Annotated in this window: 24 protein-coding genes, 1 tRNA gene and 1 pseudogene; 14 read left to right on the forward strand and 12 right to left on the reverse strand. The window is 62.9% G+C overall.

From position 1 onward, the window contains the following. Positions 1-76 precede the first annotated feature (76 nt). Positions 77-1,801: an ABC transporter ATP-binding protein gene (locus tag ACO07C_RS18855; RefSeq protein ID WP_421915670.1), complete on the reverse strand. Its 1,725-nt coding sequence runs from the start codon at positions 1,799-1,801 to the stop codon at positions 77-79. A gap of 285 nt (positions 1,802-2,086) precedes the next feature. On the opposite strand from ACO07C_RS18855, the gene ACO07C_RS18860 reads away from it, so the two are divergent. The 7 genes from ACO07C_RS18860 to ACO07C_RS18890 all read left to right on the forward strand — a co-directional run bounded on the left by ACO07C_RS18860 (position 2,087) and on the right by ACO07C_RS18890 (position 7,277). Next, positions 2,087-2,878 carry an ATP-binding cassette domain-containing protein gene (locus ACO07C_RS18860; protein WP_421915671.1) on the forward strand — a complete coding sequence of 264 codons (792 nt, stop codon included), beginning with the start codon at positions 2,087-2,089 and terminating at the stop codon, positions 2,876-2,878. A 66-nt stretch (positions 2,879-2,944) separates the two neighbouring features. Further along, entirely contained in the window at positions 2,945-3,922 is a 978-nt protein-coding gene (gene exbB / locus ACO07C_RS18865; protein ID WP_421915672.1) for a tonB-system energizer ExbB, read from the forward strand. A gap of 12 nt (positions 3,923-3,934) precedes the next feature. Further along, on the forward strand, positions 3,935-4,402 hold the full coding sequence (exbD, locus tag ACO07C_RS18870; protein ID WP_421915673.1) for a TonB system transport protein ExbD: 468 nt from the start codon (positions 3,935-3,937) through the stop codon (positions 4,400-4,402). After that, a complete protein-coding gene (locus ACO07C_RS18875) occupies positions 4,399-5,352 on the forward strand; it encodes a TonB family protein (protein ID WP_421915674.1) in 954 nt (317 codons plus the stop codon). Before exbD ends, ACO07C_RS18875 begins: the two co-directional genes overlap by 4 nt. Before the next feature lie 238 nt (positions 5,353-5,590). Then, positions 5,591-6,274 carry a Stf0 family sulfotransferase gene (locus ACO07C_RS18880; RefSeq protein WP_421915675.1) on the forward strand — a complete coding sequence of 228 codons (684 nt, stop codon included), beginning with the start codon at positions 5,591-5,593 and terminating at the stop codon, positions 6,272-6,274. A gap of 210 nt (positions 6,275-6,484) precedes the next feature. Then, on the forward strand, positions 6,485-6,877 hold the full coding sequence (locus tag ACO07C_RS18885; RefSeq protein WP_421915676.1) for a GFA family protein: 393 nt from the start codon (positions 6,485-6,487) through the stop codon (positions 6,875-6,877). A gap of 157 nt (positions 6,878-7,034) precedes the next feature. Further along, positions 7,035-7,277 (forward strand): DUF1127 domain-containing protein, encoded by a 243-nt coding sequence (locus tag ACO07C_RS18890; RefSeq protein WP_421915677.1) that lies wholly within the window; start codon positions 7,035-7,037, stop codon positions 7,275-7,277. A gap of 106 nt (positions 7,278-7,383) precedes the next feature. Here ACO07C_RS18890 and ACO07C_RS18895 read toward each other — a convergent pair whose 3' ends face one another. The 4 genes from ACO07C_RS18895 to ACO07C_RS18910 form a co-directional block, all read right to left on the reverse strand. Further along, positions 7,384-7,704 (reverse strand): hypothetical protein, encoded by a 321-nt coding sequence (locus ACO07C_RS18895; protein WP_421915678.1) that lies wholly within the window; start codon positions 7,702-7,704, stop codon positions 7,384-7,386. A gap of 280 nt (positions 7,705-7,984) precedes the next feature. Then, positions 7,985-8,236, reverse strand: coding sequence for a hypothetical protein (locus tag ACO07C_RS18900; RefSeq protein WP_421915679.1), 252 nt, complete (start codon positions 8,234-8,236; stop codon positions 7,985-7,987). A 148-nt stretch (positions 8,237-8,384) separates the two neighbouring features. Further along, on the reverse strand, positions 8,385-9,443 hold the full coding sequence (locus tag ACO07C_RS18905) for a SagB/ThcOx family dehydrogenase (RefSeq protein WP_421915680.1): 1,059 nt from the start codon (positions 9,441-9,443) through the stop codon (positions 8,385-8,387). Positions 9,444-9,851: 408 nt separating this feature from the next. Next, positions 9,852-10,601 (reverse strand): XRE family transcriptional regulator, encoded by a 750-nt coding sequence (locus ACO07C_RS18910; protein WP_421915681.1) that lies wholly within the window; start codon positions 10,599-10,601, stop codon positions 9,852-9,854. Between the two features lie 1,031 nt (positions 10,602-11,632). On the opposite strand from ACO07C_RS18910, the gene ACO07C_RS18915 reads away from it, so the two are divergent. Continuing rightward, positions 11,633-11,959 (forward strand): hypothetical protein, encoded by a 327-nt coding sequence (locus tag ACO07C_RS18915; RefSeq protein WP_421915682.1) that lies wholly within the window; start codon positions 11,633-11,635, stop codon positions 11,957-11,959. A gap of 208 nt (positions 11,960-12,167) precedes the next feature. Here the strand turns inward: ACO07C_RS18915 and ACO07C_RS18920 are convergent. Further along, a tRNA-Ala gene (locus tag ACO07C_RS18920) sits at positions 12,168-12,243 on the reverse strand. 160 nt (positions 12,244-12,403) lie between these two features. Here ACO07C_RS18920 and ACO07C_RS18925 point away from each other — a divergent pair. After that, positions 12,404-12,694, forward strand: a complete 291-nt coding sequence (locus ACO07C_RS18925; protein ID WP_421915683.1) for a YggT family protein — start codon at positions 12,404-12,406, stop codon at positions 12,692-12,694. Between the two features lie 12 nt (positions 12,695-12,706). After that, a pseudogene (locus ACO07C_RS18930) lies at positions 12,707-13,017 on the forward strand (DUF167 family protein). 35 nt (positions 13,018-13,052) lie between these two features. Here the strand turns inward: ACO07C_RS18930 and ACO07C_RS18935 are convergent. From ACO07C_RS18935 to ACO07C_RS18945, 3 genes are read right to left on the reverse strand one after another with little or no spacing between them, the layout of a single operon-like run. After that, positions 13,053-13,934 (reverse strand): MurR/RpiR family transcriptional regulator, encoded by an 882-nt coding sequence (locus ACO07C_RS18935; RefSeq protein ID WP_421915684.1) that lies wholly within the window; start codon positions 13,932-13,934, stop codon positions 13,053-13,055. A 10-nt stretch (positions 13,935-13,944) separates the two neighbouring features. Next, positions 13,945-15,012 (reverse strand): ABC transporter ATP-binding protein, encoded by a 1,068-nt coding sequence (locus ACO07C_RS18940; protein ID WP_421915685.1) that lies wholly within the window; start codon positions 15,010-15,012, stop codon positions 13,945-13,947. Positions 15,013-15,014: 2 nt separating this feature from the next. Beyond that, positions 15,015-15,785, reverse strand: coding sequence for an SDR family oxidoreductase (locus tag ACO07C_RS18945; RefSeq protein WP_421915686.1), 771 nt, complete (start codon positions 15,783-15,785; stop codon positions 15,015-15,017). Positions 15,786-15,966: 181 nt separating this feature from the next. Here ACO07C_RS18945 and ACO07C_RS18950 point away from each other — a divergent pair, with 181 nt between their 5' ends. From ACO07C_RS18950 to ACO07C_RS18965, 4 genes are all read left to right on the forward strand, one after another. Then, positions 15,967-17,199, forward strand: coding sequence for an ABC transporter substrate-binding protein (locus ACO07C_RS18950; protein WP_421915688.1), 1,233 nt, complete (start codon positions 15,967-15,969; stop codon positions 17,197-17,199). A 413-nt stretch (positions 17,200-17,612) separates the two neighbouring features. Continuing rightward, positions 17,613-18,482: a carbohydrate ABC transporter permease gene (locus tag ACO07C_RS18955; protein WP_421915689.1), complete on the forward strand. Its 870-nt coding sequence runs from the start codon at positions 17,613-17,615 to the stop codon at positions 18,480-18,482. Next, positions 18,479-19,306, forward strand: a complete 828-nt coding sequence (locus ACO07C_RS18960; RefSeq protein ID WP_421915690.1) for a carbohydrate ABC transporter permease — start codon at positions 18,479-18,481, stop codon at positions 19,304-19,306. Before ACO07C_RS18955 ends, ACO07C_RS18960 begins: the two co-directional genes overlap by 4 nt. A 139-nt stretch (positions 19,307-19,445) precedes the next feature. Beyond that, positions 19,446-20,921 carry a M81 family metallopeptidase gene (locus tag ACO07C_RS18965; protein ID WP_421915691.1) on the forward strand — a complete coding sequence of 492 codons (1,476 nt, stop codon included), beginning with the start codon at positions 19,446-19,448 and terminating at the stop codon, positions 20,919-20,921. 194 nt (positions 20,922-21,115) lie between these two features. Here the strand turns inward: ACO07C_RS18965 and ACO07C_RS18970 are convergent, their stop codons facing one another. The 3 genes from ACO07C_RS18970 to ACO07C_RS18980 form a co-directional block, all read right to left on the reverse strand. Beyond that, positions 21,116-23,170, reverse strand: coding sequence for a M3 family metallopeptidase (locus ACO07C_RS18970; RefSeq protein WP_421915692.1), 2,055 nt, complete (start codon positions 23,168-23,170; stop codon positions 21,116-21,118). Positions 23,171-23,269: 99 nt separating this feature from the next. Beyond that, positions 23,270-23,686 (reverse strand): nuclear transport factor 2 family protein, encoded by a 417-nt coding sequence (locus tag ACO07C_RS18975; protein WP_421915693.1) that lies wholly within the window; start codon positions 23,684-23,686, stop codon positions 23,270-23,272. A gap of 128 nt (positions 23,687-23,814) precedes the next feature. Then, complete coding sequence (locus ACO07C_RS18980; RefSeq protein ID WP_421915694.1) at positions 23,815-24,459, reverse strand: carbonic anhydrase; 645 nt, start codon at positions 24,457-24,459, stop codon at positions 23,815-23,817. Positions 24,460-24,517 lie beyond the last annotated feature (58 nt).

Here is a 24,517-nt window from a genome sequence, read left to right on the forward strand (position 1 = left end):
GGTAACCGGCGTTGTGCCCGCTCGTGGCACGGGTGGATCGGCGGCTTGACGGCCCCTGAAGCACGCCTGTCCGGGATCAATGTGAAGGCGCAAGATGCTGGGCGTCATGCAGCCGACGGTAGATGCCATCGGCGCGGAGCAGTTCACTGTGCGAACCCTGCTCGAGAATCCCCGACTCAGACACGACGACGATGCGGTCGGCGCCGCGGATCGTCGCCAGGCGATGAGCGATGACCAGCGTGGTGCGCCCCTTGGCGAGCGCTGCCAGCGCCTTCTGGATTTCCCGTTCCGTCTGCGTGTCGAGCGCGGATGTCGCCTCGTCGAGGATCAGGATCGGCGGGTTCTTCAGGAACATGCGCGCGATCGCCAGGCGCTGTTTCTGGCCGCCTGAAAGCTTGACGCCGCGTTCGCCGATGATGGTGTCGTAGCCGGCGGGCAGCCCGGCGATCATGCCGTCGAGCTGGGCCCGCCGCGCCGCGTCGGCGATCGCCTCGTCGGAGGCGCCAAGACGGCCATAGGCGATGTTTTCGCGGACCGAACCGCCAAACAGGAAAACATCCTGCTGGACGATGCCGATCTGGCCGCGCAGCGAGGCCAGCGTCATGTCGCGGATGTCGATGCCGTCTATGCTGATCGCACCGGCATCCACCTCGTAGAAGCGCGGCAGCAGCGAGCAGAGCGTGGTCTTGCCGGCGCCGGACGGACCGACGAAGGCTATTGTCTCGCCGGCGTGGATGGTCAGGTCGATACCCTTCAGAACAGGCTTGCCGTCGCCATAGCCGAAGCCGACATCGCGATACTCGATGTCACCCTTGAGATTGCCGGCAGCCTTGGCGCCGGGTCGGTCGGCAATATCGGGTTCGGTGTCCAGAAGCTCCGTGTAGCGCCGGAAGCCGGCAATGCCCTTGGGATAGGTTTCGATCACCGAATTGATCTTCTCGATAGGCCGCACGAAGACGCCGACCAAAAGCAGGAAACCGACGAAGCCGCCATTGCTGAGGCCTCCGGTGATGACCAGATAGCTGCCGGCGAGCATGACCACGAGCTGGATCAGCCTGATGCCCATGTAGTTCAGCGAATTGCTGGCGGCCATGATGCGGTAGGCATCGAGCTTGGTCTGCCGGTAGCGCTGGTTGTCACCGGCGAACAGCGTGCGCTCATGCTCTTCATTGGCGAAGGCCTGGACCACGCGCATGCCGCCGACATTCTCCTCGATGCGGACATTGAAATCGCCGACCCGGCCGTAAAGCGCCTGCCAGTTGCGCTCCATGCGGTCGCCATAGCGCATGGTCACCCACGCGATGACAGGCACGATGACCGCCGTGACCAGCGCCAGATGCATGTTGACCGTGAACATCAGCACGAAGGCGCCGGCGAAGGTCATGATGGCGATGAACAGGTCCTCGGGGCCGTGATGGGCGATCTCGCCGATCTCCTCCAGGTCCTTGGTCACGCGGCCGACGAGATGGCCGGTCTTGTGGTTGTCGTAGAAGCGGAAGGAGAGCTTCTGCAGATGGTCGAAGCTCTTTCGCCGCATCTCGGTCTCGATGTTGATGCCGAGCATATGGCCCCAATAGGTGACCACCGCCATCAGCGCCGTGTTGAGCATATAGATCACCAGCAGGCCGACCGAAGCGATGATGATGAGCGTCCAGTCCTGGCGCGGCAGAAGATGGTCGACGAAGGAGCGGACCGCCATCGGAAAGCCGAGTTCGAGCAGGCCGGCAATCACGGCGCAGGAAAAGTCGAGCGCGAACAGCCCCTTCCAGGGTGCGTAATAGGAGAGGAAACGTCTGATCATCGAGCGAACCGGAGACTTTCATCGATGTGAGGCGCGGGGGCAGGCGGCGCCCCGACGGTGGCTCTGCTTACGGGCGCGGACCCCCTGGCCGCAATATGCCAGGGCCTTTTCGGTACATCCCACTGCCCGCGGAATTTCGACGTGCAGCGGCTGTGCCAAAAATTTGTTGATTCAAAAACTCATCTAAATGTTGACTAGTAAGGTCATGTTTCATAGTCAACCGGCATCGGCCGCCGAAAGCCAGATCGCTGGACCAAGGGGCCGTGCAGGAGAGAGACCAGGACCGTGGCTGGAATTCATGCCGAGACAGCCTTCCACATCGACGCGGTGCGTTTCGCCGCCGGCGAGCGAACATTGCTCGGCCCTGTCTCGCTCGAACTGGAACGAGCGCGCGTCTACGGGCTGATCGGCCACAATGGCTCGGGCAAGTCGACGCTGATCAAGCTGCTGGCGCGCCAGCAGCCGGCAAGCTCGGGCGCCATCACCTTCGCCCGGCGGCCGCTGGCGCAGTGGGGCGCGCGAGAACTTGCCCGCGCGCTGGCCTATCTGCCGCAGGCGACGCCGGCTGCGACCGGTCTTACCGTGCGCGAACTGGCGACACTCGGGCGCTACCCTTGGCATGGGGCGCTTGGCCGGTTCCGTGGCGAGGACAGGCGGCATGTCGAGGAGGCGCTTGTTCTAACCGACATGGAGGGTTTTGCCGACCGGTTGGTGGACGAACTGTCCGGTGGTGAGCGCCAGCGCGCCTGGCTGGCCATGCTGGTGGCGCAGAATGCCGGCGTCATGCTGCTCGACGAGCCGATTTCGGCGCTCGACATCGCCCATCAGGTCGAGGTTCTGGCCCTCGTCAAGGATCTCAGCCGCAAGCGCGACCTCTGCGTCGTCGTTGTCCTGCATGACCCCAACATGGCGGCGCGCTATTGCGACGAACTGATCGCGTTGAAGGACGGCAAGCTGCTGACGCGGGGCACGCCGGACCAGATCATGCAAGGCGATGTGCTCAATAGCATTTTCGGCGTGGAGATGGGCGTGTTCGCGCATCCAATCACCGGCAAGCCGGTAGGCTATGTGCAGTGACTGGATTTGCATAGGGTTGCGCGAAATAGGGAGCGGCACGCCGCTGCGAGAATGAGGACGAGAATCTTGTCGAGAATTGGTCTGTTCGCCGGACTGGTGGCATCCGCGTTCCTGTCGGCCGGTGGTGTTTCGGCCCAAGAACAGCCGGTGAGCAACCCTCCTGTCGTCGAGACGCCGGCCCCTGTCGCACCGGCCGCCCCGGCCGCCCCAGCAACATCCAACCCGGCCTCCGTCGCTCCCGCGAATGGAGCGCCAGCCACGGCCGCGCCGGTCCAGATGCCCGCGAATGCCACCGCCATCGACACTCCCATGACCGGCCACCCGGCGACGTCACTGGCCTTGCCGCACGATCTGTCGCCATGGGGCATGTTCATGGCCGCCGACATCGTGGTGAAAGGGGTGATGCTTGGCCTGGCGTTTGCCTCCCTCGTCACCTGGACGATATGGGTGGCCAAGTCGCTGGAGATTCTTGGTGGCAAGCTGCGCGCCCGGCGCGCCGCGCGGGCCATCGGCGACGCCGCGACGCTGACGCAGGCCGGACGTGCGCTTGGCCACAACCGCGGACCGGGCGCCTTGCTGGTGCGGGCGGCCGAGGAAGAGGCAGCGCTTTCGGCCGGCGCGCTCGACCATGTCTCCGGAGACGGGCTGAAGGAGCGGGTCGCGTCGCGGTTGTCGCGCATCGAGGCGGCGGCGTCGCGGCGCATGTCGCGAGGCACCGGCGTGCTGGCGACGATCGGGTCGACCGCGCCTTTCGTCGGCCTGTTCGGCACCGTGTGGGGCATCATGAACGCCTTCATCGGTATTTCACAGGCGCAGACCACGAACCTCGCCGTCGTCGCGCCCGGCATCGCCGAGGCGCTGCTCGCCACCGCCATGGGGCTGGTCGCCGCCATCCCGGCGGTGGTGATCTACAACGTCTTCGCGCGCTCCATAGCCGGCTACCGGCAGATCCTGGCCGATGCTTCGGCCGGTGTCGAACGGCTGGTCAGCCGGGACCTGGATTTCCGCACGGTTCCCCCGTTGAGCGCCATGGCGGCGGAATGACGGAGCGGCGCGATGGCAAGTAGAATACGCGAGAACCTGGACGGCGACCTCGAGGAAAATCACGAGATCAACGTCACTCCGTTCATCGACGTCATCCTGGTGCTGCTCATCATCTTCATGGTCGCCGCACCCCTGGCGACGGTCGACATCAATGTCGACCTGCCGGGCTCCACCGCGACGCCGGCGCCCCGCCCCGAGACGCCGTTGTTCCTGACGCTGAAGGACGATCTCACCCTGGCGATCGGCAACGACACCGTGCCGCGCGCGGGCTTTGCCGCCACCCTCGACGGCAGAACCAAGGGCGACAAGCAGACGCGCATCTTCCTGCGCGCCGACAAGGCGGTCGCTTATGGCGACCTGATGGAGGCGATGAACCTCCTGCGCGGCGCCGGCTATCTGAAAATCGCGCTGGTCGGCCTGGAGACCATGCCATCCACCGGTGCCGGGGCGCCGACGCCAAGGGGAGCGGTCGTGCCATGACCAAGCAGTCGGCGGCCCCTTCGGTTCAGCTGTCGTGCTTTGGTTGGCGCGACCTGGGCTTGTGGACGGCTGCCGCCGCGCTTGTTCTCGGTGCGCATGTAGCGATCGCCTATGGGGTCCAGGGATGGAGTGACGCCAACGCGTCGGACGGAGGTCCTCCGCCGGCGATGGTGATCGACATGGCCCCCATGATGGTTGCGCCAGCCACCGAGGAACAGGCGGCGATGCTGGATCCGACCCCGCCAGACCAGACGGAGTCGACGGAAACGCTGGAGACGGTCACCAAGGCGGAGCCTGTCACGGACCCCTCGCCGGAGCCGGTGCCCGAGGAGGCGGAGGCCGCTCCGTCCGAGCCGGTGGAGCCGGCCCAGCCGGCCATGACCGAGCCGACCGATCAGAAGCCGCTGGACGAGGTCGTCCCCGACATCGTCCCGGCCCTGGCGCCTGACGTTGTCGTTCCCTTACCGCGGCAAAGACCGGTCGAGACGCCCGTCGAGAAAAAGAAGCCGGTTGAAGCCAAGGCGAAGAAGCCCGTCGACAAGCCCAAGCCCCGGCAGAAAAAGGAAAAGGCAGCGCCGTCGAAAACCGTCGTCACCGCGAGCGTGGATGTGAAGTCCTCAGCCAAGACAGCCGCGCCGAAGTCGGCCGAGGCGGCAACGAGATCCGGTGACGACAGCAGATGGAACTCCCGTCTGGGAGCCTGGATCAAGCGGCATACGCGCTATCCGAGAGCGGCGAGCGCGCGGCGCGTGGAGGGCAACCCATATGTGACATTTACGGTCGACGGATCTGGCCGGGTCCTCACCGCCAGGCTCTCCCGCTCATCTGGCAGTGACGACCTCGATCGCGCCGCGCTGTCGGCTCTTCAGGGCGCCACGGTGCCGGCGCCGCCACCCGAGAAAGTGGGCACGAGCATCCTCGCACCTTTCGTGTTCAATCTTCGCAACTAGGTGGCATCGGGGCTCGGTGTGCTCCGCGTCCGATTGCGACATTGGCCATTTCGCGGTCCGTGATTTCCCTCGCCCAGACATTTCCAAAAATGCGGAACAATCCGCCGATGGCCGCATTATCGCGAAATTGGGCTAGGGGCGTGGGGAGGCGAAGGACCTTTTGCGGGGCGTTGCGATTCTAAGCGAAGGAAGAAGCGGGTCGAATTGGCTGGGAAGCCTGACGACCTCGACAGGCCTGATGGGCATATCGGAAGAATGGCTCGATCCGGTTTACCTGGGGTTCGATCCCGTCGAATACGACGCACTGGAAAGAACATTCATTCAGAAAGCATCGACTGAAAACGGGCGCTTCGCGGTCAAGCTGTTCCCAAGACATCTGCACTGGTCGAAGGAGAAATTCGGAAAGGATTTCCTGTTCGAAATTCGAAAGAAGCATGAGCTGGGTATCATCGTGCTGGAGCGAAGAGACCGGGTCCGGCAGGCGATTTCGTTTTATCGGGCCAGGATGTCAGGGCTGTGGACCTCTCGCGACCAAGGTCGTGAACAACCCCTTCCATACGACTTTGCCGAGATTTGCCAGGCGTACTTTCAGATTGAACAGAGCTACGCCTTCTGGAAGGCCTATCTGAAACTTTCGGAACTGGATTTCAGGCAGTTCTATTATGAAGATCTGCTGCACGACCCGCAGCCTTATATCGAAGCAGTGGCGGGTTTCATGGATGTTCCGGCCGCGGGAGCTACGCCGGTGTCGGAACTGCGGATTCAGCGAGACAGCCTGACGGAAGATTGGTCGGCCCGCTTTCGAAAGGATGCCACGGCCAAAGGTGCGGCGGCGGGACTGCAAGAGATGCCGGTTGCGAGGACACTCGGCAATCTCGCCCGCTTTGCGTTGAAGCGGCCCCTCGCCAGAAAGCATTTCTAGACTAGACCGCCGACAACAGGTCTTCGCGCAACGGGTGCGGGCCCTTGTCGTCCGCAACAGACTTCGTAGTCGGTCTCCTCCAAGCAAGACAAAAATTCTAGGTCTGGCCGCATATCCAGGTAGCGCGCTCTCGACGTGCATCCGGCGTTTGCCATGACGGTGCCATCCGTCGTAGCCATTCCGGTCGCTTGATTTCAGAGGAGACGCAGCATGGAGCGATTTACCGGTGGTTGCCTGTGTGGCGACGTCCGCATCGTGGCGTCGGGACGTCCATACAGGGTCGGCATCTGTCACTGTCTCGACTGCCGCAAGCATCATGGCGCGCTTTTTTACGCTGCCGCCGTGTTCCCTCAGGATGCGGTGACGATCGAGGGTGAAACGCGCGACTATGCCGGCCGGTTTTTCTGTCCCCGCTGCGGCTCGTCCGTTTTCGCACGCACCGGGGACGAGATCGAAGTGCATCTGGGATCGCTGGATGAACCTGACCAGTTGATGCCAAGCTACGAAAGCTGGACCGTCCGCCGCGAATCCTGGCTGCCGGCGTTTCCGCTCACCAGCAGATACGAGCGCGGTCGTGACGCCACTGGTCGCTCGGAGGAGTAGGTCGGGCGCGGAAGCTTCTGGCCGTTCGGGAGATCATGAAGTCACTCCGGAAGACCGGCCTTGCGGTAGCCGTCGACGAAATGCGCGAGCATGGCGGCGTCGCGAAACGGCTCCGTCATCGCCAAGGTCGATGGCCATGGAACACATGGAGGTTACCATGACCAACATCCTGGCTTCAACGCCGCGCCAGGCCGCGCGTAAGGAAGCGCTTGCAAGGCGATCGACTCGTCGGCCCCTGGCAGCCCTGCGAAGCATGATCGCACACTGGCGCGAGCGGACACGCCATCGGTGGGACCTCAAGCGGATCGCAAGGGACAACCCGCGTTTGATCGACGATATCGGCCTGACGAGACGGCAGGCCGAGGAAGAGATCGCCAAGCTGCCGTTCTGGCAACGATAGCGCTCCTACGGCGGAGGCGCCGGATCGCTGCGCGTCAGCCGCGCACGCCACCCCGCGGCGTAACACGGCCTTGACGGGTGGGCCGTCTGCCGCGTTCAGAGCATGTCTAGCGATAGGCCTGCGACTGGCACAACGCTTCGACCTGCTCCAGGTAGAAGCGGCACTTCGCGCGGAGGCTCCGGAGGCCCGGATCGCCCGCCCCGTTGAGGTCGATCGTCTGCATCAGGAAATCGAAGTGGGCGTGAAATGCATCCACCGCGCCCCACAGGTTATCGGTATGGCATGTATCGGCAACGGCCCGTGAAACGAGCAGGCGGGCCTCGGCGCGTGCGCCGTCGGGCGACTGCGGCCGCCCGCCGATCATGTCCCTGAGCCGGCTAAAAACATCGCCTGTATCAATGCCCGTGATGGGCGCCATCATGTTCATGCGCGGTATCCCCCTATGCCTTTGCAACCCGCTTCCTGCTTGTCCGGGCCGGTTTCGATCAATGCCGGAATTGCCGTGGTGTCGCTCGGCCGCCCCTTGATAATCTTGGCCACTCGGCGTCCGCCTGCTCAAGCCAATAGGCCATCTGGGTAAGGTCGAGGCGCGCCACGGCCGTTTTCAGTGACGGCAGCAAGCCTTGCAGCGCGCATAATATCTCCCAGCGGCTCATCCCGGGCATGGAGCCGGTCCCCGCGTTCGAAACTGGCCTCCGCATTTTTTGCTACGCTCTCCTTGGCTGAGCGTGAGTGTCTCTCGAATGCACCTTCGGATGCAGCGGGTCGCTGCCGAACTTGGAGTGCCTAGGCGGCCGCGCGCCGCGAAGAACGTCGAAGGCCTCCGCATAAGCCATGCCCAACAGATAGGAAATCATTGGGAAACGGCCCGCCTCCGCCATCTGGACGAGCTCATTGGTCATGGTAGCAATGTATTGGAGGCTGTCGATTTCCGACTGACGTAACGATTGATTTGCCACGTGTGGCTCCTGTCAATTAGGTGAAACTCTAGGAACGCTTACTGGCAACTGGTACTTGCGGTGTATAATGCCAAGAACTGTCAGTTTGACTGCGTCTTTGACTTGCCTCTTTGCTTTACTTCCAGGCCAAGACCCTTGGCCTGATACGCTAGTTGATCGCGCCGCCCGCGGCGTGCGCTTCTTTCTCCGGGACGGCGATGGTCAGGGCATAGATTGGCGCGTCGGTGAGGCGATCCAGGCCGAGCAGGCGCTTGATGGCCGAATGGCACAACGCCGCCGTGGGACACGCCGACAGGCCATGCCGCGTGGCCGCCAGCATGATGTTCTGACCGATATGGCCGGCTTCGATCAGCACGACGCGGTAGGCATTGGCGTCCTCGTATTTCCACATCGTGCGATCAAGCTTCGCGCAGAGCAGGATCAGGCAGGGCATCGCATCCGCCCATTCCTGGCCGCCGATCAATTCGGAGATTTTCGGCAGATGGTTCGCCGAGATCCGGCCAAGATCGTGGTCGGCGGCGGAGTAGTGGTAGACGCCGGGGTCCAGCCCCTCCACCGCCAGCGCGACAACATAGGCTTCGTATGGGTTCCTGGCGCCGCCGGAAGGGGTCATGCCGAGCGGCAGCGAACCGACGCAGTTGGTCGTCTCCCCGGTTATGCCCAGGCCGGCGAACAGGCAGTCCGAGAGCTGTTTGGCCGTGATGGTGGGCGCGCCCGCTGTACGATTGGTGCGGCGCTGGGCCATGAGGGCAAGAAGATCGTTGTCCTCCAACGCGTTCGGCAATCGAATGGCGCCAGGCGGATTCCTGAGTAGAAGCTCGGGCTGCGGGGTATGGCCGGCGCGTTTGACCTGCCGTTCTTCCGATTGCTCGATGGTGATGAATTCACTGTCCTGGACGCAGAAGTGCATCAATGCGGTCGGGATGCCCCAGCTCCACTGTCCCGAAAACTGGGCTTCCTGCTCGGCGAGTTGCGAGCCGGCTGTCACCAGCGCCGAGAAATCGACCAATTGCGGAACGACAGCCTTCAACTCGGATCGCGACCATCCATTGGCGCGGGCGATATCGGCCGGAGATGCCCATTCGTCCCAGGACGCGAGGAGGCCGACAACCTCGGAGCTGCATTCAAACACGTTTTTGGTGAGGAAATTGCAAGCAGTAACCTTGTCCTGCCCGGGGTAGAAAACCAGCGTTTTTGAAGCACGCATTTTCATTGGTTCGACGCCGTTGCAAGAGAAAGGGGCGCCGACGAGCGGATGGCTGTCGACGCCCCATGATTTCAGCGCTTGTTGTAGTGCATGCCCTGGGAGAAGAAGACGGTTTGCGTGCCGGCGGCAATCGTCAGCTTCGGAGCGGTGTTCACTTTCTTCGCCATTTTCATCCCTTTCCTTGACCCCCCAAATGGGATCTACGAAAGGAAACGTAGTGTTGAAGAAGTTAATGGTTTATTAAAATTACAGTAGAGTTTCAGACGAGGGCGTCTAGGCTGACTTTTGTTGCTTTCGTACAAACTTTATAAACTTATTTTACTCTGAGGTGGAGTATGGCATCGGAAGTATATGCTTTTTTGGAATATCTTATTCGAATTTAGCATAACAAGCTTGGGTTGAGCTTTTCTATTTAACGCCATCCCTGGTAAGGCTGACGACCAGTTGATCGACACCGGGGTCATCAAGCCTGACGACGTGAGCCATTCGAATTGCTTCTCTTGCGCCAATATTGGCAACTTCCTGCCTCATGATGACAGAGACAAAGGCCGGCCCGGACTCCGTCAACAGCATCGCCTTTCCGATCAGGACCGGTTCGGAGATGGGAGCCCACTGCACCGAGATCAGCGACGGCTCACCGGTCTGCCGGCGATTGACCCCGCTGAAATAGATCCAGTTCAGGCGTGCGATCGCTACGCCGTAATGATTGCCGCGTGCCCGTGCCCATGTCGATCCGCGACGTTCGGACCAACCGGTCACTCTCCTGAATGTAACTAGTTCCGCGTCGCGCCGGACAAAGGTGACGGCCCGAACGAGGAGATCGGGGCGATCCGGGATCGAGAAGTAGGTGAAGTAGGTACCTCCCGCGATCGATGGGCTCGGCGGCCGTATCAATTGCGCGAACAGGCTTTCGGAAGCCGGGGGCAAGCCCGGAACACCGGCTTCCGGACCGCCAGGATCCTGATACAGTTCAGCTTCGTCGATCCGGAAGTAGTCGCATATGAGCTTGGCCGTCGCCTTGTTCGGAACGGTCTGCCCTTGCAGGTAGCGCTCGAACTGCGTGCGGTTGATGCGCAGTTCCCGGCATACCGCGCTTACCGAGGCATGGTCTTTGCATAGCCGTCTAAGGTTCGCAGCGATATTCTCGCGAATGGGCACTTCATTGCTTCCGCAGGCGGATTCATAATCTGCTGAAACCCATATAGCGTTTTCGGCCGCCCCACCGAACGCCGTAACACAAACACACAGAAAAAAGCTGATCCAATGCCCGACACTCTAACCGGCTGAGCGTCAAAGCAAATAGCACGGGTCAGGCGGCGATCATCGCCATAAGTCCAATTGACAACTCGTGGGCCACGTTACCATCGCGACGGTCAGCTGGAAGCAAAGGCACCGGTCACGTCGGTTGGCGTCGCATCGTGACGGGCGGGCTGCGCCCCGCCTTCCGCGATCGCACCATGTCAGTACTCCCACGACTCGGCCATATCTGTCGTGCGGCGGACCTGTCGATCCGCCTGGCTGGCGTTCTTCAGTTGCTCCGATCTGAACGGACGCCAGCCACCCGGATCCGCCCTCCGCGCAATTCGCGGCCGATACCCGCCTGATGGCTGAAGGACACCGCCGACGGACGTGGGATGGGGCGAGGACAGCAGTGGCGCCGCCGAACATCACTCTTGCGGTTCGATATCGCACGGAGTGATCCGCTGGTGATCCGGTCCGCTTAACCGGCGTATCCAAGCGACTGTGCGGCCTCCGGCGCGACCGGCCACGAGAAAAGCCCGTTGCCTGGGCGGGGGGCTTTGAGGCAACGGGCTTTATCTTTCGGGACCGAGGTAAAACGCTACACACCTCGCACGCTGATCATGACCCTGGTGTGTGATCGGGACCTTAACCGGATCGGGACAAGTTTATCGATCGCGGCAAGCCTGTGGATAACCCGCTCAGGCCACACTGCCATCGCGATGCGCGATTCGAATAGCAGTCGCGCATTTCAAATGCCGCCTTGGCGCTTCAAGAGCCGCAAGAGAAGGCCGCCATCCCCGCCAATTGTGTTTCGAGACCGCCCGTGCGAGCGGTGATGGAGCGCCACGCCGCGCTGAGGGTTGCGCGCTCGAGACACTCTTCACAGGCCGCCGGGTTGCGGTTTTTCCCTCGATGCGGCAGATGCATTGCGTTGAGGGGGCGGCGTCGTGACAGGCTTTCATTACTACTCGGCCATGTTTGGCGGCAGCTTTGCGGGTTCCCTGCAGGATCCGATCTTCGTTGTCGGGGCTCTCGTGGCCTTCATTCTTGGCGCGATTGGCGGGAGGCTCTGGTGGGCACCCTTCTATGCGGCTGTCTTCACCGCGCTTCGCGCATGGTCGGGTGTCGCCTACCGTCAAACGCTGGGCATGGAAGTCCGCTTCGATCTGGTGGCCTTGTTCGGCACCATGTGGTTCATTCAGATGGTCTCTGTGTTCTTGCTGGGTTGGAGTCTGCGCCATTTTGTTCTGGCGGCTCGGCAACGCAGCCAATGATCCGGTGACCTGGGCGCGATGGAGGATCGCTCGTCGGTTGCCGGCTCGAGCTTGCCTGGAGTCATCTCGAACAGCCGCCAATTCCCGTCTATCTCCAGCTGGTCCCGGCGAAGGACAGCGACCATCTCAGCGGGAATGGGAATTAAAGTGGGATAGACCACCACTACGAGCGATCACTACCGCGGTTCAATATCTTGGGATGATCCGCTGGTGGAGCTGAGGAGGATCGAACTCCTGACCTCGTCATTGCGAACGACGCGCTCTCCCAGCTGAGCTACAGCCCCGTCCAGCGGATGGCGCATTTATGGGGTGACGCGGTTTGCTGTCAAGGCGGCGCCCCGCCGAAATTTACCCCCGCCAATCGCCGCCTTGCCTTGCTGTGCAAGGCGGCCCTTGCCGGCTTGGTGTGCAGTGGCTACATGTCGGCAACAATCGGAGACCGGCATGCTCGCCCTTATTCAAACAATCGTCATGGCGCTTGACCTCTACTGGTGGATCATCATCGCCTCGGCGATCTTTTCGTGGCTCTACGCCTTCAACGTCGTCAATTCGAAAAACCAGTTCGTCGGCAGCATCGGCAACATGCTGTACCGGCTGACCGAGCCCGCCTTGCGGCCGATCCGCCGCTTCATGCCGGATCTGGGTGGCGTCGACATCTCGCCGATCATCCTGCTGCTGATCCTGTTCTTCGTCAGGCAGTTCATTCTCACCACGGTGGCGCCGCTGGTCCTTTGACCTGGGGATCGCATGAGCGCGCCGTTCCGCACCCGCGAAAACGGCATCGACCTGTTCGTCCGACTGACACCGAAGTCTGCCATCGACAGGCTTGAACGCTTCGAGACATCGGCGGACGGACGAAGCCATTGGAGGCGCGGGTTCGCGCCGTGCCTGGAAACGTCGCAGCCAACGCCGCGCTGGAAAGGCTGGTCGCCAAGGCGCTGGGGGTACCGACATCGGCTGTATCGGTTGTCGCCGGCGGCACGACCCGGCTGAAGACGCTGCGTGTTGTCGGCGATCCGGTGACACTGGCGAAAAGCGTCGAGACGGTCGGCGCCTAGCTCCCATCCCCCGATATTCGCATAACTCCTTAGGATCAGTCGCCGATCGGCAATCGGGGATCGTCGACCTTCAGCGTGTTCACGCTCTGCTTGATGCGGCGCAGGTTCTCCAGCACCTTCGGCCCGCGTGTCTCCGCGACCGAGGTCACGATCATGTCGACGATCGCCAGCAGCGCATAGCGCGACGAGGTGGGCTTGTAGATATTGCCATCCTCCAGCGGTTGCCACTGGATGACCGTGTCGGCGGTCTTGGCGAGTGTGGAGTCCGGCGCGGTGATGGCGACCGTGGTGGCGCCATATTGCTGGGCGACCTGCACCGCCTCGATGACCGATCGCGCATAGCCGGACACCGAGAAGGCGACCACCGTTGTCTCCGGCGTGGCAACGGCGGCGTACATGCGCTGCAACTGGCCATCGACCTGCGCCAGCACCGACACGCCCAGCCTGAACAGGCGGTTCTGCATTTCCGTCGCCATCATCGACGAAATGCCGCCGGAGCCGATGCAAAGCACATTGCCGGAGGTCGCGATGCGCGCCGCGACGTCGACCAGCGCCGTCATGTCGAGGTTTTCGCTGGCGCGCTGGATCGAGGCGATCGCGGCTTCGGTGATGGCGGATGCGATGCGCTGCTCACGGGCATCGCGGTTCAGCGGTTCAGGCGACAGATACTGGCCGCCAATGGCGATGGCCTGTGCCAGGTAGAACTTGAAATCGCGCAGGCCCTCACAGCCGAGGTTCCGGCAGAAGCGGGTCACCGTAGGCTCGCTGACGCCGACGCGCGCGGCAATTTCCGAGATCGCCGCCTTGGAGGCAAAGTCGAGATCGGACAGCACAAGCCCGGCCAGACGGCGATCCGACTTGGTACCGTCCTGCGACATCAGTTGCAGGCGCGTGATGATATCGGCCGGCGTTTTCATCGTCGTGTTTTCACAGCGGCAAGCCCGTCGCCTTGTCGAACAGGTGGACATTGCCGGGGTCGACTGTCACCGGCAGCAGGTCGCCGGGCCGCGCATGCACCCTGTCGCGGAACACGGCGCGCACCGTGTCGGCGCCGATAGTGCCGTAGATATGCGTCTCGGAGCCTGTGGGCTCGACCACGTCGACCTTGATAGCCATCGCGTCGGCTGCCTCGCCGATGACGAAGTGCTCGGGCCGGATGCCGGCTTCCACCGCACCAGCGGCGGGCGCCGTCTTGCCGGCGAGCGCCAGGCGGCCGCCGCCGGCCGACTCGAACCAGTTTTTCTCGGGCGCCGCCTTGAGAACACCGGACACGAAACTCATCGACGGAGAGCCGAGGAAACTGGCGACGAACTTGTTGGCCGGCTTGTCATAGAGCTCCAGCGGCGGCCCGACCTGCTGGATCTTGCCGCGGTCCATCACCACGATGCGGTCGGCCATGGTCATGGCCTCGATCTGGTCATGGGTGACATAGACGATTGTCGACTTCAGCCGCTGGTGCAGCGCCTTGATCTCGGTGCGCATCTGGACGCGCAGTTGCGCGTCCAGATTGGACAGCGGCTCGTCGAACAGGAAGACCGACGGCTCGCGCACGATGGCGCGGCCCATGGCGACGCGCTGGCGCTGGCCGCCCGACAATTGCCTTGGGTAGCGGTCGAGATAGGAGAAGAGGTTGAGGACGCCCGACGCCTTCTTGACCTTGTCGTCGATGGCGGTGCGGGTCTCGCCGCGGATCTTGGGGCCAAAGCCGATATTGTCCGACGCCTTCAGATGCGGAAACAGCGCATAGGACTGGAAGACCATCGCGATGTTGCGTTTCTGCGGCGGCAGTTCGTTGGCGCGCGCGCCGCCGATCAGCAGATCGCCGGAGCTGATCGTCTCCAGGCCTGCCAGCATGCGCAGCAAGGTCGACTTGCCGCAGCCGGACGGACCGACCAGCACGACGAACTCGCCGCTCTTGATGTCGAGGCTGATGTTCTCGAGGATCTTGTGCTGTCCGAACGATTTCGAGAGGTCGCGGAACTCGACGTCGGTCATGGTCACGCTCCCAATATGTCGTCGATGAAAGGCAGGCAGCCGGCCGTCAGCCCGGCATCCACCGGCATCACCACGCCGGTTATGCCCGATGCGCGCTCGGATGCAAGGAAGGCGACGGCCTCGGCCACTTCCAAAGCGTTGACGATGCGGCCAAGCGGATAGAGCCGCTGCAGCTTGCCGAGGATTTCGGGATCCTTGGCGAGGCGGTGGTCCCAGGCGGCGGTGCGGATCGAGCCGGGACAGACGACATTGGCGCGCAGGCCGCCGCGGCCGAGTTCGACGGCGATCGCCTTGGCATAGGCGTTGATGCCGGCCTTGGCCGCCGCATAGGCGGGGTTGCCGAAATGCTTGATAGCATTGACCGAGGAGATGAAGACGACGCTGCCGGAGCCACGGCCGGCCATCGCCTTGACCAGCGGATCGGCGAAATGCATCACGCCGGTCAGGTTGAGGTCGATCTCCTGCTCGATCTTGTCCGGCGTCAGGGCGGGCAGTGTCTCGGCGCGCGTCCAGCCGGCATTGTTGATCAGGATGTCCGGCACACCATCCCCGTCGAGGATCGCGCCAAGCGAGGCCTCGATCGAAGCCCGGTCGAGAAGGTTGAAGACATGCCGAGAGGCCAGATGCGGGCTGCCGAGCGCCTCGCTCGACTGGTCGCAGCCGATGACCCGTGCGCCTCGTTGCGCCATAAGCTCCACGATCGCCGAGCCGAGCCCGCCGCCCGCGCCGGTCACCACGACAGTCTTGCCTTCGAACTCGGCTTTCGAACCCACCGTGCGACACCCCTTGGGATCCCCGACAATTGCCGTCAGGCGTAGTGCAGAGAATGTAATTAAGCAACAGAATAATCTGCTTGCAAGCCATCAAATCATCGATAATGTAGGAAAGTCACACAATCTTTCGTCGTCCAATGGCGAGAGGGCGCAGAAGCGCAAATCAAATGGGAGACTTCGAATGAGCCTTGCAAAATGGACTGTCGGCCTGATGGCCGGAATGAGCTTGATGGCGTTTGCCGCGCAGGCCGATGCCGGCGAAGTGCGGGTCACCGTCGCCGAGTACAGCGCCAAGACCGGTCCTTATTTCGAGGGCGTCAAGAAGGAATTCGAGGCGGCGAACCCAGGCATCACCGTCAAGTTCGAGGTGGTGCCGTGGGACGTTCTCCTGCAGAAGCTGACCACCGACATCACCGCCGGCACCAATGCGGACCTGTCGATCATCGGCACGCGCTGGCTGATCGATTTCGTCCAGCAGGGCGTCGCCGAACCGCTGGACAGCTACGTAACGCCTGAGTTCAAGGGCCGCTTCATCGACACCTTCCTGTCGCCCTCGATCATGGAAGGCAAGACCTACGGCCTGCCCATCGCGGCTTCGGCGCGAGCCATGTACTACAACAAGGATATTTTCGAGAAAGCCGGCATCGCCAAGCCGCCGGCAACCTGGACCGAGCTGCAGGAAGACGCCCGCAAGATCAAGGCGCTGGGATCCGGCACTTTCGGTTTCGGCCTGCAGGGCAAGGAGATCGAGACCGACGTCTACTACTATTACGCGATGTGGTCACAGGGCACCGAGATCCTCAACAAGGACGGCACGTCCGGGCTGAGCACGCCGGGCGCGCTTGAAGCCGCGAAGCTCTACAAGTCGATGATCGACGAAGGCCTGACCGAGCCCGGCGTCACTTCCAACAACCGCGAGGACGTGCAGAACCTGTTCAAGCAGGGCAAGGTCGGCATGATGATCACGGCACCCTTCCTGTCCAACCAGATCAAGGACGAGGCGCCCAGCCTGAAATATGGCGTGGCGGCAATCCCGGCCGGGCCGACCGGCGCGCGCGGCACCTATGGCGTCACCGATTCCATCATCATGTTCAAGAATTCCAAGAACAAGGATGAGGCCTGGAAGCTGCTCGACTTCCTCTTCACCAAGGAGCAGCGCGCCAAGTTCACGCAGGGCGAAGGCTTCCTGCCGGTGAACAAGGAAGAGGCCAAGATGGACTACTACGTGAACAACGCCGATCTGGCCGCGTTCACCGCGCTGCTGCCCGATGCCCGCTTCGCGCCGGTCATTCCAGGCTGGGAAGAGGTCGCCCAGATCACGTCCGACGCCATGCAGAAGATCTATCTCGGCGGCGACCCCGAGGCCGGCCTGAAGGACGCGGCGGCCAAGGCCAACGCGGTCCTCAAGAAATAAGGGCGTACTCCCTGCGCCCGTGGCGCGCCCCGGCCATTGGGGCGCGCCACATCTTCGGAAGAAGTATGAAGCGGCTCCCTGCGAGAATGGCGAAGGCTGCCAAGGCAATCACTCCGGACAAAAGGATAGTGTCCAACTTTGGCGCCGGCCCTCATTGCCCTGCCGGGCATTTCTCCCCGTATAGTGCGTGAGAAATGGCTGGCCGCGATCTCGGTGCCCTTTTTGAGACGCTGGTGATTGGCGAAAGCGGTGATGAAAGCGGCCCTCTCCCCGTCTCTATACGGGGAGAGGATGCCGGCAGGCAGGTGAGGGGCGGCGCTAACGCCTGCAAGGAATCAAAACCCTGAGACGGTGCCCGAGGAAGATGAGCAGGGCGTCACTGATCTCCGTTGCAACATGGTAGAAGCCAGCCGATGCAGAACCGTTTCCTGCCCTACCTCCTGACCTTGCCCAGCCTGTTCCTGGCGGCGGTGGTCATCTTCTGGCCGGTCTGGGACCTGATCCAGATTTCGCTTCACGATGTGAACCGCTTCGGCCAGCTGCGCGAGTTCAACGACTTCGGCAATTACCAGGCCTTCCTCGCCGATCCCGACTTCCTCTCCGCGCTCTGGCGCACCGGCCTGTGGACGGTCCTGGTGGTCGGCGGCGCCCTGCTGGTCTCGGTTCCGGTGGCGATGATCCTCAACACCGACTTCTACGGCCGCGGCCTTGCCCGCGTCATCATCATGCTGCCCTGGGCGGTCTCGCTGACCATGACGGCGGTGGTCTGGCGCTGGGCGCTGAACGGCGAAAGCGGCATGTTGAATTCGGCGCTGATGGGGCTGGGCCTGATCCACGAGAACATCCAGTGGCTGGCGCGGGCCGAGACGGCATTCCCGATGCAGGTGCTGATCGGCATCCTGGTGACGGTGCCGTTCACGACCACCATTTTCCTGGGCGGCCTGTCATCGATCCCCGAGGATCTCTATGAGGCGGCGGCACTCGAGGGGGCGACGCCCGTGCAGCAGTTCCGCGAGATCACCTTCCCGCTGCTGAAGCCGTTCATCAACATCGCCATCGTGCTCAACACGATCTATGTCTTCAATTCCTTCCCGATCATCTGGGTGATGACGCAGGGCGGGCCTGCAAACTCTACCGATATCCTGGTCACCCATCTCTACAAGCTGGCGTTCCGCATAGGCAAACTGGGTGAAGCGTCGGCGGTGTCGCTGGTGATGCTGGCCATATTGCTCATCTTCACCATGATCTATGTGCGGTTGGCGATGCGGGAGCAACGCGCATGATGACGGGCAAGCTGAAGCGGTCGATCATCGCCTGGCTGCTGCTGGCGCCGCTGATCGTGGTGACGATCTTTCCTTTCGCCGTGATGTTCCTCACCGCCGTCAAGCCGCGACAGGAAGTGCTGTCGCCGACATGGTGGCCGAGCGAGTTCCGCTGGTCGAACTTTTCAGACATGTGGGTGGCGACCGGCTTTGGCCAGGCGCTCGCCAACTCGCTCTATGTGTCGATCATCGCCACGGTCGGCGCCATCGTCATCTCCGTGCCCGCCGCCTATGCCATGTCGCGCTTTCGCTTCGCCGGCTACGGCGCCTTCCGTCAGTTTCTGCTGATCTCGCAGATGATCTCGCCGATCGTGCTGGTGCTCGGCCTGTTCCGCCTGATGGCCGCCTGGGGCCTGGTCGAAAGCACGACCGCGCTTGGCGTCATCTACATGGCGTTCAACGTCGCCTTCACGGTGTGGATGCTGCAGAGCTATTTCGACACCATTCCGCGCGATCTCGAGGAAGCCGCCTGGATGGAAGGCGCCGGCCGCTGGCTGACCCTGCGCAAGGTGTTCCTGCCGCTCTGCCTGCCGGCGATCGCGGTGACCGCGATCTTCACCTTCATCAACGCCTGGAACGAATTCGTCGTGGCGCTGACCATGCTGCGCAGCCAGGAGAGCTACACCTTGCCGATACAGGTGTTTTCGCTGGTCGCCGGCCGCTACACGATCGAATGGCACCACGTGATGGCGGCGACGCTGCTGGCGACCTTGCCGGTGGCGATCCTGTTCATCTGGCTTCAGCGTTATCTTGTCCGGGGCCTGGCGCTCGGGGCCGTCAAGTAGCCGGGCCGAATGGGGTTTTGATGTCACACAAACATGTGTCCGGGCCATCGCGCGCGCCGCTGTCGCCACGGCCAGCGATCTCGTCTACATGCCCAGCCGCAACGAACACGAACTGACAGAGCGAAGCGGAATTCCCAAAATGCGTATCTTCACCGCCTCGCTGGCGACGGAAACCAACACCTTCTCGCCGGTGCCGACCGACCGGGCTTCCTTCGAGATGGCTTTTTATGCCGGGCCCGGCAAGCATCCGGAGACGCCTACACTGTGCTCCTCGCCGATCGTCGCCTTGCGGCGACGCGCGGCGGCCGAAGGCCTGACCGTCATCGAGGGCACCGCCACCTGGGCGGAGCCGGGAGGCCTCGTGCAGCGACAGACATATGAGGCGTTGCGCGACGAGATCCTCGGCCAGTTGCAGGCCGCACTCCCCGTCGACGCGGTGATCCTCGGCCTGCATGGCGCCATGGTGGCGCAGGGCTATGACGATTGCGAAGGCGATCTGCTCGAGCGGGTTCGCACGATGGTCGGGCCGGATGTGGTGATCGCGGTGGAACTCGACCCGCACAGCCATCTGACGCCGAAGCGGGTAGCCGCCTCAGACATACTCGCCTTCTTCCTCGAATTTCCGCACACGGATTTCTACGAACGCGGTGAGCATGTGGTCGAACTCGGCCTTGCGGCGGCGCGCGGCGAGATCAAGCCGGTCATCTCTACCTTCGATTGCCGCATGATCCAGGTGCTGCCGACCAGCCGCGAGCCGATGCGCTCCTTCGTCGACCGCATCAAGGCGCTGCACGGCAAGGACGGCGTGCTGTCCGTCTCGGTCATCCACGGTTTCATGGCCGCCGACGTCGCGGAAATGGGCACGCGCATCCTGGTCGTGACGGACAATGACAAGGCCAAGGGCGACGCGCTGGCGGAACGGCTTGGACGGGAGCTTTACGCGCTTCGCGAAAAGACGGCGATGACGATGCTGAGCGCCGCCGACGGCATCGACCGGGCACTGGCCGTGCGTGCCGAAAATCCCGGCAAGCCGGTGGTGATCGCCGACATCTGGGACAATCCCGGCGGCGGCGTGCCTGGCGACGGCACTGTCGTGCTTCGCCAGATGCTGGCGCGCGGCCTGAACAACATCGGCGTGGCGACGATCTGGGATCCGATCGCGGTGACCTTCTGCCTGGCCGCGGGCGAGGGCGCCGTCATCGATTTGCGCTTCGGCGGCAAGGCCGGGCCGCAGGCGGGCGAGCCGATCGACGCGCGGGTGCACGTGCTGAAGGCGGTTGCGGAGGGATGGCAGAGTTTCGGGCCAAGCCGCGTGACGCTCGGACCGACGGCGCTGGTTCGCATCGAGGGCACCGAGGTCGACATCATCCTCAACACCAACCGCACCCAGACCTTCGAACCGGATATCTTTTCCAACATCGGCGTCGATCCGATGAGCAAGGATATCCTGCTGATCAAGTCGACCAACCATTTCTATGCCGGCTTCGAGCCGATCGCCGCCGAGATCATCTATGTCACGGCGCCGAGTTCGTATCCGAGCAATCCGGCGGTGACGAATTATACCAAGCTGACGCGGCCGATCTGGCCGAGGGTGGCTGATCCTTGGAAGTTGTGACGCCGGACATCTCCCCCTTGAAGGGGAGATGTCGCCGAAGGCCACAGAGGGGGGCGCCGCGCGTGAGGCGCCGACGTCCATGTGCCGCAAGGAGGTCGCGCCGAGCAGGGCCGATTTAGAGGAAACCGAGCCCAGTCGAACCGACCCCCTCTGGCCTGCCGGCCATCTCCCCCTCGAGGGGGGAGATTAGCCAATCACACCAATCCCCGCTTGGCCATCATCGCTTCGGGCGAGGGCATCTTGCCGCGAAACGCCGTGTACAGCTCTTCGGGATCCTTCGAGCCGCCGGCCGCGTAGATGTTCTTGCGCAGACGTTCGGCCAGCGCCGGGTTGAAGGGATCGCCGGTTTCCTCGAAGGCGGCGAAGGCATCGGCGTCGAGCACTTCCGACCACATGTAGGAATAATAGCCCGCCGAGTAACCATCGCCGGCAAAGACGTGGCCGAAATGCGGGGTGCGGTGGCGCATGGCGATGGTGTCCGGCATATGCAGCGATTCCAGCGTCTCGGCTTCGAAACGAAGCGGCTCTTCGGGGCCGTTCGGCCGGGCGTGATAGGCCATGTCCATCAAGGCGGAGGCGGTGAATTCGACCGTGGCGAAGCCGGCGCCGAAGGTGCGGGTCGCCAGCATCTTGTCGAGCAGCGCCTTCGGCATCGGCTTGCCGGTCTTGACATGCAGCGCATGCTTTTCCAGCACCGCCGGCACCGTCAACCAATGTTCGTAAAGTTGCGAGGGCAATTCGACGAAATCGCGGCTGACCGAGGTGCCCGACACCGACGGCCAGGTGACGTCGGTCAGCATGCCGTGCAGCGCATGGCCGAATTCATGGAACAGCGTCCGTGCCTCATCGACCGACAGCAGGGCCGGTTCGCCCGCCGGCGGCTTGGCGAAGTTCATGATGTTGTAGATGACCGGCGTCGAACCGCCACCCAGCTTGTAGCCGGACTTCAGCGCGCTCATCCAGGCGCCGGAGCGCTTGGAAGGTCGCGCGAAATAGTCGGCCAGGAAGAGGCCGCGCTCGCTGCCGTCGGCATTCGTCACGACGAAGACGCGCGCGTCCGGATGCCAGGCGGCAATCCCCTTTTTCTCCTCGAAGGTGATGCCGAACAATCTTGTCGCCACGTCGAAGCAGGCATCGATGACGCGGTCGAGCTGCAGGTAGGGTTTCAGCTCCGCCTCGTCGAAGGCGAATTTTTCCGCGCGCAGCTTCTCCTGGTAGAAGCGCCAGTCCCAGGCGGCGAATTTTTCGTTGCTGCCGGCTTCGGTCGCGAGCCTCTCCAGCTGCGTCTGGTCGGCTGCCGCCTTCTCCAGCGCCTTTTCCCAGACCGGATCGAGCAGTGCGTGCACTGCCTTCGGCGTCTTGGCCATGGTGTCGTCGAGCTTCAGCGCGGCGTAGGATTCGTAGCCAAGCAGCTTTGCCTTCTCGGCGCGCAGGCGCAGCATGTCCCTGACAACGGCGGTGTTGTCGGTGGTGCCGCCATTCTGACCGCGCATGGTGAAGGCGCGGAAGGCAATCTCGCGCAGGTCGCGGCGCTCGGAGAAGGTGGAGAACGGCTCGTAGATCGAGCGCGACAGGGTGACGGCGTAGCGACCCTTCTGGCCGCGCATCTCGGCGGCTTCGGCCATCGAGCTTTTCAGGAAATCCGGCAGGCCGACAAGGTCGGCCTCGTCAAGGAACAGCGCCCAGTCGCGCTCGTCGGCAAGCACGTTCTGGCCGAAAGTGGTGCCGAGCGACGACAGTTCCTCGCTGATGCCAGCCAGCCGCTTCTTGCCTTCGGCGTCTAGCTTGGCGCCGGACCGGACAAAGCCTTTCCAGGTCTTCTCCAGCACCCGCAGCGTCTCGGCGTCGAGCTTGAGGCTCTCGCGGCGCTGATAGAGGTCGTCGATGCGGGCGAAGAGCTTTTCGTTCATCGAGATCGCGGAGAAATGGCGGGACATCCTAGGCGAAATGTCGCGCTCCAGCGCCTGGATCGCCTCGTTGGTGTGGGCGCCGGCGCGGCACCAGAAGATCGACGAGACATGGTCGAGTGCCTCGCCGCAAAGCTCAAGCGCGGCAAGCGTGTTCCCGATGGTAGGCGCCTCGGCATTGCCGGCGATCGCCTCGATCTCGGCATCATGCGTCTTGAGCGCCGCGTCGAAGACATCGGCAAAATCGGCGTCGCCGATGCTGTTGAAATTAGGCAGGCCGAGTGGCCCCTGCCATGCGGTCAAGGGATGGGTGGCAAGGTCGACGGTCTTCGTGGAGGGCATGAACAGACTTTCGCTTGATGGCGGCGATGGGAGGTGGTGTCGCCACCGATGTAGGGCGCTGGCTTGCGGCGCGCAACATCGCGGCCGATCAGGACTTTGTCAGTAGCCGTCGCAGGTTTCCGAGATCGCCGCCTGCGAGCTTGCGGTGATGCGATTGTCGGTCACCGCGAAGGTCTCCTGCATCAGCATGTCGTTGTTGGGAAAGTCGTAGCAGGCGATGACCGTGGTGACGCCACCCTCGCTTTTGGCGATCCTATGCCGGATCGCGGCGCCCGCGACGGCGCCTTGCCAATCGTCCATCGAAGCGATGAACTCCTGCTTGCTTTGCACGACGCCGAGATCATCGAGCTTTATGCGCACGTCGTCGGCAAGCAAATCGGAGATTTCGGTGCGGTCGGCAACCAGCAGGGCCGCGTACCAGCGGCTGATGACGTCGCTGTCGTCGGCGCGGGCGCATGTCAGCGAAAACAGCAATACCGCCACAGCCAAAATAAATGGATGGCAATTTCGCACCATGACTCACCCCTGGAGTCTGTCCTTCACCCACGGAGCCAGAATGGAGCTCCTTGTTGCGTATCCTAGCACAATCTGGCCGGGAATCGCCCCTCGTTTTCTCGCGTGCCAGACCGCAGCGCAAGCCGCCTCTATGCTATCTCCGGGCGTTCGAAATCGCCGGTGTCCTTGTTCATCACCCAAAGCTCGCCGGTCGAGATGTCGAACCAGGCGCCGTGCAGCGACAGCCGCCCCTTGCCTTCGAGGATCGAGACGCAGGGGAAAGTCCTGAGATTGGCGATCGAGTAGCGGATCGAGATGCGCTCCAACGCGGTCTGGCGCTCGCTCGCCGTCATGAGCGTGCTGGACGAGACCGTTTCGGCCGCTGGTGCTATCAGGCTCATCCATTTACCGATGAAATCGCCGGGCGAAAGGGGGGCGGAGGTCGTGTCGAGCGCGGCGCGGATGCCGCCGCAGCGGCCGTGGCCCATGACGACGATGTTCTTGACCTTCAGGCTCTGCACGGCGAATTCGAGCGCCGCCGAGGTCGCATGGAACTCACCGTCGGGCGCATAGGGCGGCACGAGGTTGGCGACGTTGCGAACCACGAAGAGTTCGCCCGGACCGGCGTCGAAGATCGCCTCGGGGGCCGCGCGGGAGTCGCAGCAGGCGACGATCATCGTCTCGGGAGACTGACCCTCGCGGGCAAGTTCGCGGTAGCGCCCGCTCTCGGTGAGATAGCGGCCGTTCATGAAGTTGCGGTAGCCGGTGATAAGATGTTCGGGAAGATGGGGCATGGGCGGCTAAGGCCTTTCCTGGGTTGGAGGCGGAAGCTCTTCGCGGTGGAAAAGGCTC

It is taken from the genome of Mesorhizobium sp., from assembly GCF_965229135.1.
Lineage (GTDB): Bacteria > Pseudomonadota > Alphaproteobacteria > Rhizobiales > Rhizobiaceae > Mesorhizobium.